Raw genomic sequence first — 12,043 nt, 5'->3', positions numbered from 1 at the left:
CGTCTCCGATAACGCCGAATTTACACGCGTTTCCGGCGGGATGCAGCAGCCTTGATGCCGCGCGTTTGGGACAATACTCCGATGCGCGTCGGAGGAGGCGGACCTGATGACCGGCATAGGCTGTTGCCAGAGTTCTGGGCGCCAGCGCTCGGGCCCGCTTGGGCAGGGAAGAGTCTGAGGATTTGCTGCAGCTCTGAGGGGATGCTTGGGGTTGCAGACGTCGCGGCTCGACGCGCGTGCGGTCGTCTGCAACTGTTCCGCCATGGCTAGCGATCCCAAACACCTTGTCGCTGCAGGTTATGACGACGTTGCAGACGCATATCTCGAACGGTTCGGGGTATCTGCTGTTCGTCAGAAATGGCTCGGCCGTCTTATCGACAGCCTGCCAGCCGATGGCGGCCGGGTCCTCGATCTCGGATGCGGTGCGGGCATCCCCGTGGCGCGGGATCTTGCGGCATTGGGACATGCCGTCATCGGTGTCGACGCATCGGCACAACAGATCCTCAGGGCTCGAAAGCAGGTCCCGCTGGCGACGTTCATCCAGGCGGATATGTGCGACGTGGCGCTTGAAGCCGGTTCCTTCGACGCGGTTGGCGCCTTCTATTCGATCACGCATGTCCCCTCTGTCCAGCAAGGACCGTTGATCCTGAAGATCGCGAGATTGCTGAAGCCGGGCGGTGTCTTTGTCGGAAGCTTTGGAACAGGTGTTTCCGGCGAGTGGACCGGTGAATGGCTGGGAACCACGATGTTCTTCGGTCACAACGGCGAAGCGGAAACACTGAAATATCTATCCGATGGCGGATTGCTCGTCCGCAAATCGTCGATCGAACCGCAGGACAACGAGGAGGCCTCCTTTCTGTGGATCGAGGCCGCAAAGGAGACCTGACCGCTTTTGCTCAATCGGGTATTTGCGCCCGCGGCCCGGGAGGATCGCGGGAACCAATGAACGTCCGCCAGCATCTCTTGCAGAACTCGCGGGAGCATCGCGATTGCTGCCGATCGCCGCATGGACCCGGCTCGGAGCGCTGCTTTGCGTCTCCCGCCGGTCAGATGGCCAACGGGTTCACCGCGGCTCCGATCAATCGGACCAGCGAGAGAGCCGTCATCTCCGATGATTTCGGATTGGCGGCAAGGGCGCGGTTCTCGATTGCGATCTCGAGCCGGCCGAACGCCCCGCTCGCGGCAAGGCGATGGCTGTTTGCCTTCGCCCCGGGATCGGCGACGAGCTGGATGCGGGTCCGGTCGAGCCCGATGCCGGCCAGCGCGCTGATCACCGCGACATTGGCGTTCTGCGGGAACAGCGACGCCGCCTCGCGCGCGGTTCCGCAGAAGAAGGTCAAGGGCGCCGAAAGCGCGTCGAGCGACGCCATCGCCTCGGCCGCCGTGCCGCGCCAGGCCGCGGGCGGCTTGACGATGGTATGGGTGACCTCGTCCAGCGGAAGCGCCGCGGCCGCGGCCAAGGCATCGATCCCCCCGAGCGCGCCCGCCGGAATCAGGAGTCGGCTGCCATTGGTCTCGGCCACCTCCAGGAGCCTGCCGAGCAGCGCATCGTCGCAAAGGGCGCTGGTCGAGGCCACGGCGAAGGCCGGGGCGTGGCGCAGCGCTGCCGCGCCCCATCCGGCCACAGCCTCGCGCCCGGCGGCTTCGACGACGAGGTCGAGCCCGAGACCGGCGAGCTGCCCCGGATCCGTGATCGGCGCCGCGCCCGTCGGCAGGTCGGGCGCGCTCGACAGATCGCGAAGGCCGATGGCCGCGACAGTGACGCGGGAGCCCAGGCGCTGCGCCAGCAACCCGGCGACGCGGCGGCTGATCGCGCCMCAGCCGATCAGGGCGATCCGAAGAGGCTTGCGCGGGTGCGACATGGTCAAGCGGCCGCCGTGTTGCGAGCGAGTTCGAGCAGCTTGCCACCGTTCAGGCCGTCGAGGAGGCTGAAATGATGTCCCGCGCAAAGGACCGGCGGTCCGGCCCGCCAGGCGGTGGCAAGTGCGGCTGACTGGGCCTTGAAGGCATCGCTTTCCACTTCGCCAACGGCGAAGGCGAGGCGTGCGGAGGGGCAGGGCCGGCCGTGCAGGCTCAGGCGTTCGGCCCGGGCCAGGTCGTCGAGGCCAAGCAGGCGCCCGAGCGGGAGATGGCCGAGCGGTGTCAGGTCGAAGAGACCCGAGAGCAAGAGCCCGGAGGCAATGGGCGGGGCATCCGACGCAACCAGCGCCATGGCGGCGAGGTGGCCGCCGGCGGAATGCCCCGCGAGATGCAGCCGCGCGGCGTCGATGCCGAGCGCCTCGGCTTCCCCGACCAGGAAGTTCAGGGCAGCGACGATCTGCTCCGCGCTCCGCTCCAGCGGGGTCTCGGGCGCAAGCCCGTAATTCGGCATGGCGACGGCGAAGCCGGCCGCCAGCATGCCCTGTGCGAACTGCGCGTGCTGGACCTTGTCGGAGGCCTGCCAGTAGCCACCATGGACGAAGACCCAGAGCGGCGGGCGCGAGACGCCCCGTGGCAGGTAGAGGTCGAGCGTCTCGAAACGCCCCGGCCCATAGGCCAGGTCGCGGCCGCGGTGATGAGCGCGGAAGGCTTCGCCGTCGCGGCTCCATTGCCGGAACAGCGCCTTCATGTCGGCCTGCAGGCGCGGACTGTACTGGCGGGCGAGCTGCGGCAGCGTGTGGCCTTGAACGAGCCTCTCCGGTGGTGGTGTCGGCTCGGAGTGCCGCGCGCGGATCGCCAGGCCGGGCTCGGCCCTCGGCTGCAGCCGGATCGGCGGGCGGAAGCCGGCGAAGACCTCGCGATAGGCGAGCTCGACCTCATGGCGCGAGAGATGGAAGGCCGCCGGCTCGCCTGTCTCCCATGTCATCGAGAGCAGATGCTGCGGCCCGCAGCCGGCTGCGACCAGCCCGTCGAGGATCGTCGCGAGCGCATCGCGCAGCGCCTCGACCGGATCGGTCAGGGATGTCGTCGCGACTAGCTCTGCCGCGACCATGTCAGACGCCGACATAGCGATGTACCATTTCTGCCTGCGCCGCGAGATCGACGCTGCTGCCGGACCAGACGGTGCGGCCCCTTTCGAGGATGTAGTGGCGATCGGCGATGCGCTTGAGCACGTTGATGTTCTTGTCGATCAGCAGGATGGACTGGCCCTGCGCCTTGAGCACCTCGATGCAGGACCAGATCTCGGCGCGGATCACCGGCGCGAGACCCTCCGTCGCCTCGTCGAGGATCAGCAGCTTCGGATTGGTCATCAGCGCCCGGCCGACTGCGAGCATCTGCTGTTCGCCGCCTGACAGGGTCCGCGCCGATTGCCCGGCGCGCTCCTCAAGGCGCGGGAACAGGCGATAGACCCGTTCGAGCGTCCAGGGCTGTGCACGCTTCAGCCGGTTCGATGCGGTGGCGACGAGGTTTTCGCGCACGCTCAGCGTAGGGAAGACCTGCCGGCCTTCCGGCACCAGGCCGATGCCGCAGCGGGCGATCTTCTCCGGCGGACTGCCCGATACGGCGCGGCCCCCGAACCGGACTTCGCCGGCCTTCGGCGGGAGCAGGCCCATGATCGAGCGCACGGTGGTGGTCTTGCCCATGCCGTTGCGGCCGAGCAATGTCACGACCTCGCCCTCCGCGATGTCGAGCGCGACGTCGAAGAGGACCTGGCTGGCGCCATAGGCCGATTGCAGGTTGCGTACGCTCAGCATCAGGCGTCTCCCTCGCCGAGATAGGCGATGCGGACATCCGGGTTGTCGCGAATTTCGGCGGCCGTCCCGGTCGCGATCACGCGGCCATAGACAAGCACGGAGATCCGGTCCGCCAGCGCGAAGACCGCGTCCATGTCGTGTTCGACGAGCAGCAGGGTGACGCGCCCCTTCAGGGCCCGGAGCATCGCGACCATCTGTTCGCTCTCGGCATGGCCGAGGCCGGCCATTGGTTCGTCGAGCAGGAGAAGGCGCGGTTCGCAGGCGAGCGCCACCGCGAATTCGAGCTGTTTCTGCTCGCCATGGGAGAGATCGGCGACTCTCACCTCGGCGCGCGCCGCCAGGCCGGCCGCCGCCAGATGCTGCCGTGCCCTGGCGCGCAGCGCCTCGTCGCGGCGGGCATTGGCGAAGAAGTGAAAGCTGTGCCCTTCATGAGCCTGCACGGCCAGCGCGACATTGTCGAGCATGGTGTAGTCCGGCAGCAGATGGGTGATCTGGAAGGTGCGGGCGAGGCCGCGACGGACGCGCTGCGGCGTCGGCAGCCGGCCGATATCCTCGCCGTCCAGGCGGATCTCGCCCTCGTCATGGGAGAGCTCGCCGAAGAGCTGGGTGATCAGCGTGGTCTTGCCCGCGCCGTTCGGGCCGATCAGGGCGTGGACCTCGCCTTCGACCACGTCGAGATCGACCTTGTCGGTGGCTACGAGTCCGCCAAAGCACTTCTGCAGGTTGCGTACGGAAAGCAGGGGCTGCGTCAACTCCCGACCCTTCCGACGCGGTTGAAGAGCGCGCTGAGCCCGCCCTGCGTGAACAGGACGACGAACAGCAGGACAGGCCCGAGGATGAGCTGCCAGTGCTCGGTCCAGGCGGTGAGCACGGTTTCCAGGATGACGAGCGCAGCCGCGCCGAACAGCGGGCCAAGGACCGTGCCGACACCGCCGAGGATGACCATGATCATCAGCTCGCCCGACTTGGTCCAGTGCAGCATGTCGGGGCTGACGAAGCGCAGGTAATTGGCCATCAGCGCCCCGGCGAGCCCGGCCCCCATGCCGGAGACGACGAAGGCGGTGAGCTTGTAGGAATAGGGCGCGACGCCGATCGCCGCCATGCGGCGCTCGCTCTGCCGGATGCCGATCAGGACCATGCCGAAGCGTGATCCGACGATCCGCGAAAGCGCGCCGAAGACCAGCGCGGCCGCCGCCAGGCAGATGAAGTAGAACACCGTGTCGTTGCGGGTGTCGAGGTCGAGCAGGACATTGCGGCGGCGGATGATCAGCCCGTCATCGCCGCCATAGGCCTTGATCGAGACGAACAGGAAGAACAGCATCTGCGCGAAGGCGAGCGTGATCATGATGAACTGCACGCCGCTCGTGCGCAGGCAGAGCGCGCCGATGCAGAGGGCGAGGATGCCCGCGACAAGCATCGCGGCGGGAAGGGTGATCAGGAGCTGGTTCGTTCCCGGCAACAGGCCGAAGAGCAAGGTGTCGCCGACGAAGCTCTGGTAGAGGATGCCGACGACATAGCCGCCGATGCCGAAGAAGGCGGCATGGCCGAAGCTCACCATCCCGCCGAAGCCCAGGGCGAGATTGAGGCTGGCGGCGGCAATTGCGTAGATCAGCACGCGGGTCGCCAGGGGCACGAGCGAGGGCTGGCCGATGGCCTGCAGGACGAAGGGCAGGGCGCCGAGCGCCAGGCCAATCGCGGCAGCGGTCAGGAGCCGGCCACGGGCCGGCGCCCGGGCGATAGGACTGGTCATGATGTCATGCATGGGCGGGAAAGAGCCCCTTCGGGCGCATGAGCAGCACGATTGCCATCAGCAGGTAGATCCCCATCGAGGACAGGCCGCCGGCGAGCGCATCTGCCTCGGATGGATTCATGACCGAGCGCAGCAGGCCGGGGAGGAAGGCGCGCAGGCTGGTGTCGACGAGGCCGACGATCAGCGCGCCGAAGAAGGCGCCCCGGATCGAGCCCACGCCGCCGATCACCACGACCACGAAGGTCATGATCAGGATCTGCTCGCCCATGCCGACCTGGACGGCGAGGATCGGCCCCGCCATCAGCCCGGCAAGTCCGGCGAGCAAGGCGCCGAGCCCGAACACCGCCGTGTACAGCAGGCGAATGTCCACGCCGAGCGCCCTGACCAACTCGCGATGGGTCGCGCCGGCGCGCACCAGCATGCCGACGCGTGTGCGGTTGATTAGGAGATAGAGCCCGAAGGCCACCGCAAGGCCAACCGCGATGACCGCGATCCGGTAGACCGGATAGACCAGCCCCGGCAGCAATTCGACGGAGCCGTTCAGTTCAGGAGGCACCGAGACGAAGAGCGGCTGCCTGCCGAACAGGATCGTCACCGATTGGTTGAAGATGAGGATGAGCGCGAAGGTCGCGAGCACCTGATCGAGATGGTCGCGCGCATAGAGCCGGCGCAGGACCAGGAGTTCGACCGCCATGCCGGCCGCCGCCGCCGCCGCGAGCCCGGCTGGCACTGCGAGCAGCAGTGAGCCGGTGCTGGTCGCGACAAAGGCTCCGGCATAGGCCCCGATCATGTAGAGCGAGCCATGCGCCAGGTTGATCACGCCCATGATGCCGAAGATCAGTGTCAGCCCGGCGGCGAGCAGGAACAGCATCACGCCGAACTGCAGGCCGTTGAGCAGTTGTTCGAGGATCAGCGCCATGGGCGGTCCACCTGATCAGAGCTTGCACTGCGCCGCGTAGGCGTCGCCGTAATTCGTCAGGATCTTGCCGACGGTCTTGAGGACGAGCTTGCCATCGCTGTCCTTTTCGGCCCGCAGCCCATACCAATCCTGGATCGGATGCTGGTTCGGGCCGAACTTGAAAGCGCCGCGCACGGACTGGAAATCGGCCTTGGCGAGCGCCTTGCGCAGGGCCGGCACATCGGGTTTTCCAGCGGTGGCCTTGAGCGCGGAGGCGATGGCCAGCGCCGTGTCATAGCCCTGGCTCGCGTAATAGGTCGCCGGGCGGTTATAGGCCTTGGTCCAGGCCGCCATGAAGGCCTTGTTGGCCGGGTTGTCGAAGTCGGAATTCCAGTGGCTCGAGGCGTTCACGCCAAGCGCGGCATCGCCGACCGCGGCAAGCGTCACCGCATCGAGCGAGGGGGCTGCGACGACCATCGGAATCTTGCCGGTCAATCCCGCCTGCTGGTACTGGCGCAAGAATGCGATACCGAGGCCGCCGGGGTTGAACTGGTAGACGAAGTCGGGATTGGCGGCACGAATCTGCGCCATCTCCGCGGCGAAATCGGTCTGGTCGAGACGGGTATAGACCTCGCCCACGACCTCGCCCTTGAACATCCGCTTGAAGCCGGCGATGGCATCCTTGCCCGCCTGGTAGTTGGCGGCCAGGACGAAGGCCTTCTTATAGCCGAGATTGTTGGCGTTCTGGCCGGCGCTCTCGTGCAGGCTGTCGTTCTGCCAGGCGATGGCGAAGTAGTTCTCGTGGCATTCCTTGCCCGCGAGATTGGACGGCGCGGCGTTGGCGCTGACATAGAGCGCGCCGGAATCGACGATGTCGGGCACGGTGGCGCCGGCGACGTTCGAGAAGACGATGCCGGTCAGGATCTTGATCCCATCGGTCTTGAGCATGCGCTCCGCGATCTGCTTGCCCTGACCGGGCTTGAGAGCGTCATCCTCGACGACAAGCTCGACGGGAGCGCCGCCGAGCTTGCCGCCCTGCATCTCGATGGCGAGCTTGAAGCCATCGCGAATATCCTGGCCGAGATATCCGCCCGGTCCGGACAGGGTGGTGATCATGCCGATCTTGACGGGCTGCTGGGCGATGGCAGCTCCCGTCATCGAGGCGGAGGCCAGCAGGCCCAATAGCAATCTGCGAAATGTCATCGTGAGCTCCAGTTGCTTGCGTTCATGCCTCTGAGATTTTTGCTGCGCCTTATTCGTGCTGGCGCTTGCGTGGGAGGAACCCGCGGCGCGGCCGGGATTCGGCCGCGCCGCTGAATTCCTACAGGCAGACCCATCCGGCCGGCGGTTCCTTGCCGGGATGGAGCGTGCCGCAATGCGGGCAGGTGCGGGCCTGCTCGTTGTTGTAGAAGGCCTTGTAGAGCGGCGGCAGGTCGTCGACGATGCTGACCAGATCGACCTCGACGCGATGCACGAGCTTCGTGCAGTTGAAGCAGTACCATTCGAAGGCGTCGAGCCAGCCCTCGGGCCGCTTCGGCTCGATGACGAGGCCGATTGAGCCTTCCTGCGGGCGCTGCGGCGAATGGCGCACATGCGGCGGCAGCAGGAAGATCTCGCCCTCCCGGATCGTCACGTCGTAATGCTTCCCGTCATCCACGACCTTGAGCATCATGTCGCCCTTGAGCTGGTAGAAGAACTCCTCCACCGGATCGTCATGATAGTCGGTGCGCTGGTTGGGGCCGCCGACGACGGTGACCATCAGGTCGGAATCCGTCCAGATCTGCTGGTTGCCAACCGGAGGCTTCAGCAGATGCTGGTGCTCCTCGATCCATTTCGCGAAGTTGAAGGCCTTCAGCCGTCCTTCCGTCGCCATCGTTCCACCTCTCCCGTTTCGTCTGCCGGCGGCTCAGCCGGTCTTGGCCAATGATGCATCTGCGGCGTGCAGCTTCAGGCCGCAGGACTCGAAGGCGGCGCGCGTCGCAGCCTTCTCTGTCTCTGTCAGCTCCAGCAGCGGCGGCCTGACCCGGCCGCCGGCCTGGCCGAGCAGCTCCTGCCAGTATTTCTGATGGGCGTGCGGTTTCTCGGCGGGCCTTGTGCCACGCAGCGCCTCGCGGACCGGGTTCAGGCTGTCGCGCACGGCGCGCGCCTGCGCGGCGTCGCCACGGAAGGCGAGATCGGTATATTCGCGCATCCGCAGATCATGCGGCGTCTGGATCAGGCAGGGCGGCGAGGAGCAGAGATAGAGCTGCCAGCCGAGCTCGAGAATGTTGTCGAGCCATTCCTCCTCGGAGGCGCTGCTGACCAGGATGCGATCGCCGGCGAGCCTGGTAAGCTCGGCATACATCGGGCGCGGCACACTGTACTTGATCGCGACGACGTTCTCGATGTCGGCCAGCCGGTTGCAGAGCTGTGGCGAGAGCAGGTAGCCGCTGTCGGGATGGCTCCACAGCGCAATCCCGATATCGACCTTCTCGGCAATCGTCCGGTAGTATTCGTAGACCGTCTCCTCCTGCGCCTTGAAGAAATGCAGGACCGGGGCGTGGATGACGATGTAGTCGGCGCCGACCTTCTGCGCATGCCGGGCGAGATCGATCACCACATCCATGTTCTGGTCCGAACAGGACATGATCGTCGCGGCCCGGCCGGCCGCGGCCGCGACGGCGATCTCGAAGCTGAGCTTGCGCTCCTCGAGCGACATCGAGAAGAACTCGCCCTGCTTGCCGGCGATGAACAGGCCGTCGATGCCGAGCTGATCGGTCCAGTGCCGGATATTCGTGCTGAAGCCGTCCCGGTCGATCGCGAGATCGCGGGTGAACGGCGTCAGCGCGGCAGCCCAGATGCCTTTCATATTGGCGCGGGCATAGGCCTTTGCGTCTTTCTTTGAATATTTCATGCCGATGCTCCTGTTGCGGCCCCGCCGTCAGAGACCGCGTTCAGATGCTCATGCGGTGCGAGACGTTCTTGATGACGGTGTAATGCGATAGCCCCTCGGCCCCGCCCTCGCGGCCGTAGCCGCTGTCCTTCACGCCCCCGAACGGCGTCTCCGCGACGGAGGCCTCGAGGGTATTGATCGAGAGGTTGCCGGCCTCGATCCTTTCCGCCAGCCGGTCCGCATTGCTTGCGGCATGCGTGAACGCATAGGCGGCGAGCCCGAAGCGCAGGGCATTGGCCTTCTCGATCGCCTCGTCGAGGGACGAGACCGGGTTGATCAGCGCCAGCGGGCCGAACGGCTCCTCTCGCATGGCGCGCGCGTCATCGGGAACATCGGCTATGACGGTGACCGGGAAGAAGTAGCCGCGGTTGCCCAGCCGTTCGCCGCCGGCCAGCACGCGCCCTCCCTTGGCCCGTGCATCGGCGACCAGCGTCTCGAGCGCCTCGATGCGGCGGGAATTGGCGACGGGGCCCATCTCTGTCGACGGGTCCAGGCCATTGCCGATGGTCACCGCGCGGGCCTTCTCGGCGAAGGTCCGGGCGAAGGTGGCGTAGATGCTTTTGTGAACGAAGAAGCGTGTCGGAGAGGTGCAGACCTGTCCGGCATTGCGCGACTTGCGCTGCGCGGAGGCGATGGCGGCGGCCACCGGGTCGACGTCGTCGCAAACGATGACCGGGGCGTGGCCGCCAAGCTCCATGAGCACGGGCTTCATATGGCGCGCCGCCAGAGTCGTCAGGTGCTTGCCGACTGCGGTCGAACCGGTGAAGGCGATCAGGCGGGTCTGCTCCTGGGGAATGAGATAGTCGGACACCTCCGACGGAATGCCGAAGACGAGGTTGAGCACGCCGGCCGGCAGCCCGGCATCGTGAAAGGCCCGGGCAATATGGATGGCGCCGGCAGGCGTCTCCTCGGCAGCCTTGAGAATGATCGAGCAGCCGGCCGCCAACGCGCCGGCGATCTTCCGGGAGGGCTGGCTCATCGGGAAGTTCCACGGCGAGAAAGCCGCCACCATCCCGATCGGCTGATGCATGACGATGTATTTGATGCCGGGCTCGCTGGGGATGACGCGGCCATAGAGGCGCTGGCCCTCGGCGGCATCCCATTCGAAGAACTCGCAGCCCCGGATCACTTCCAGGCGGGCCTGTCCAATTGGCTTTCCGTGTTCCAGCGTGATCGAGAAGGCGATCTCTTCGATGCGCTCACGCATGAGGGCGGCGGCCTTGAGGATGATCTCGCCGCGCCGGCGCGGCGATGTCCGGCTCCAGATCATGAACCCGTCGGCCGACGCGGACAGTGCGGCGTCCAGATCCGACCGCGTCGCGAGCGGGACCATGCCGATGACGCTCTCGTCGACGGGGTTCAGGACCGRCTGCCCATTCGAGGCGCTCTTCCATGCGCCGCCGATATACATCTGAAGGTCAGGGTAGCAGTTCATCATGAGCCTCGAATGGACGGTGCCGGCGGGAGCACAGCGCTTGCGATCGACGAGCATCCGGCTTCGCTCCGCGAGGGGCACGATGGCCCGTGCGGCGCGCTGCCAGGCCCGTTGCCATCCTGCAGCGCGGGACGCTCCTTGACCTGAAGCCCTGCCATCCCCGGCCATCTCCAGGGCCGGGCCCGCCCGATGCGTGACCCCCGCCTTGACCAGGATCATCGATTGGGATGGGCTATACGGCAATTCTACATATTTGTATGAATTCAGATGATTTGCTTATGAGTGTCTGCCATGACCGTCTCGCTTCGACAGATCCAGGCCTTTCTCGCCGTGGCGGAATGCGGCACCTTCACCAAGGCTGCGGAACGGCTGCACATGGCTCAGCCCGCACTCTCGCAGCTCGTGCGTGAGCTGGAGCGGGAACTCGGCCTGCGCCTGTTCGACCGGACGACGCGACGCGTCGAATTGACCGAGGGCGGGCGCGAGTTCCAGGGCGCGTCGGCCAAGATCATGCACGACCTGGATCTGGCCGTGCGCAATGCCAATAATCTCGCAGAAAGACGGCGTGGCCGGATTGTCGTCGCCGCTCCCCCCTTGCTGGCGGCCGTCCTGCTGCCGATGGCCATCGTCGAGCTCGGTCAGCGCTATCCCGGCATCGAGGTCGCCATCATCGACGCGCGGACCGATGCGATCGTCGAGGAGGTCAGGCTTGGCCGGGCAGATTGCGGGCTGGGCACGTTCTCGGCGATCGAGGACGGCATCGAACGCATGCCGCTGGCGCGGGACAGTCTCATGCTGTTCTGTGCCCGGACGCATCCCTTCGCCACGCGCTCCTCGCTGCCATGGGCCGATCTGGCCGGGCAGCCTCTGATCACCCTGACCAGGGACAGCGGTATCAGGCTGCTGGTCGAGGTCGGCTATGAGACCGCGGAAGTGCCGTTGCGACCGCTCTACGCGGTCTCGCAGATCACCACGGCATTGGCGCTGGTCGAGGCCGGTCTCGGCATCGCGGTGCTCCCGACCTATGCGCTGGCCATGACCCCACATCGCCCGATCGCCGCCCGACCCCTGGTCGAGCCGACGATCGCACGCGACGTCGTCATGATCCGGCCCAGCGGCCGTTCGCCGTCGCCCGCCGTCCTGGCTTTCGAGAGCATTCTCCGCGGCTCGATCCGGCGACTGGGCGAACTGGACTGGAGCATGTCGAGCGAGGCGGGGATGTGACGGGCACGGAGCCTACGGCCGTCAGACGACGCAGACTCGCCCCACGGCCTGCAGCGCGGCTTCCGCTCGATCTCGACTGTGCTTCCTCCGAGCGCGGGCACCAGGCCGGGGGGAGATCCGCTAGCAGCTG

The 12,043-nt window shown here is 66.5% G+C and carries 12 protein-coding genes; 2 read left to right on the top strand and 10 right to left on the bottom strand.

The features are described 5' to 3' along the window. The first annotated feature begins 262 nt into the window (after positions 1 to 262). Entirely contained in the window at positions 263 to 886 is a 624-nt protein-coding gene (locus AC1DGP_RS02770) for a class I SAM-dependent methyltransferase (protein ID WP_441504564.1), read from the top strand. A gap of 160 nt (positions 887 to 1,046) precedes the next feature. Here AC1DGP_RS02770 and AC1DGP_RS02765 read toward each other — a convergent pair whose 3' ends face one another. The 10 genes from AC1DGP_RS02765 to AC1DGP_RS02720 all read right to left on the bottom strand — a co-directional run bounded on the left by AC1DGP_RS02765 (position 1,047) and on the right by AC1DGP_RS02720 (position 10,689). Then, positions 1,047 to 1,862, bottom strand: a complete 816-nt coding sequence (locus AC1DGP_RS02765; protein ID WP_476831712.1) for an aspartate dehydrogenase — start codon at positions 1,860 to 1,862, stop codon at positions 1,047 to 1,049. A gap of 2 nt (positions 1,863 to 1,864) precedes the next feature. Further along, positions 1,865 to 2,971 (bottom strand): alpha/beta hydrolase, encoded by a 1,107-nt coding sequence (locus AC1DGP_RS02760; protein WP_441504563.1) that lies wholly within the window; start codon positions 2,969 to 2,971, stop codon positions 1,865 to 1,867. A 1-nt stretch (position 2,972) separates the two neighbouring features. Continuing rightward, entirely contained in the window at positions 2,973 to 3,674 is a 702-nt protein-coding gene (locus AC1DGP_RS02755) for an ABC transporter ATP-binding protein (protein ID WP_441504562.1), read from the bottom strand. After that, positions 3,674 to 4,426: an ABC transporter ATP-binding protein gene (locus AC1DGP_RS02750; protein ID WP_441504561.1), complete on the bottom strand. Its 753-nt coding sequence runs from the start codon at positions 4,424 to 4,426 to the stop codon at positions 3,674 to 3,676. The genes AC1DGP_RS02755 and AC1DGP_RS02750 overlap by 1 nt, the downstream gene beginning before the upstream one ends. Next, a complete protein-coding gene (locus AC1DGP_RS02745) occupies positions 4,423 to 5,424 on the bottom strand; it encodes a branched-chain amino acid ABC transporter permease (RefSeq protein ID WP_441504560.1) in 1,002 nt (333 codons plus the stop codon). Before AC1DGP_RS02745 ends, AC1DGP_RS02750 begins: the two co-directional genes overlap by 4 nt. Before the next feature lie 4 nt (positions 5,425 to 5,428). Beyond that, positions 5,429 to 6,343, bottom strand: coding sequence for a branched-chain amino acid ABC transporter permease (locus AC1DGP_RS02740; RefSeq protein WP_441504559.1), 915 nt, complete (start codon positions 6,341 to 6,343; stop codon positions 5,429 to 5,431). 15 nt (positions 6,344 to 6,358) lie between these two features. Then, positions 6,359 to 7,525 carry an ABC transporter substrate-binding protein gene (locus AC1DGP_RS02735; RefSeq protein WP_441504558.1) on the bottom strand — a complete coding sequence of 389 codons (1,167 nt, stop codon included), beginning with the start codon at positions 7,523 to 7,525 and terminating at the stop codon, positions 6,359 to 6,361. A 118-nt stretch (positions 7,526 to 7,643) separates the two neighbouring features. Next, positions 7,644 to 8,195 (bottom strand): 3-hydroxyanthranilate 3,4-dioxygenase, encoded by a 552-nt coding sequence (locus AC1DGP_RS02730; RefSeq protein ID WP_441488463.1) that lies wholly within the window; start codon positions 8,193 to 8,195, stop codon positions 7,644 to 7,646. A 33-nt stretch (positions 8,196 to 8,228) separates the two neighbouring features. Then, positions 8,229 to 9,215 carry a dihydrodipicolinate synthase family protein gene (locus AC1DGP_RS02725; RefSeq protein ID WP_441504557.1) on the bottom strand — a complete coding sequence of 329 codons (987 nt, stop codon included), beginning with the start codon at positions 9,213 to 9,215 and terminating at the stop codon, positions 8,229 to 8,231. A 40-nt stretch (positions 9,216 to 9,255) separates the two neighbouring features. Further along, complete coding sequence (locus tag AC1DGP_RS02720) at positions 9,256 to 10,689, bottom strand: NAD-dependent succinate-semialdehyde dehydrogenase (protein ID WP_476831746.1); 1,434 nt, start codon at positions 10,687 to 10,689, stop codon at positions 9,256 to 9,258. Positions 10,690 to 10,980: 291 nt separating this feature from the next. Here AC1DGP_RS02720 and AC1DGP_RS02715 point away from each other — a divergent pair, with 291 nt between their 5' ends. Then, entirely contained in the window at positions 10,981 to 11,913 is a 933-nt protein-coding gene (locus tag AC1DGP_RS02715; RefSeq protein WP_441504556.1) for a LysR family transcriptional regulator, read from the top strand. The last annotated feature ends 130 nt before the right edge of the window (positions 11,914 to 12,043 follow it).

It is taken from the genome of Allobosea sp. 05T433, assembly GCF_056396065.1.
This window is presented reverse-complemented; position numbering and strand designations above follow the sequence as displayed.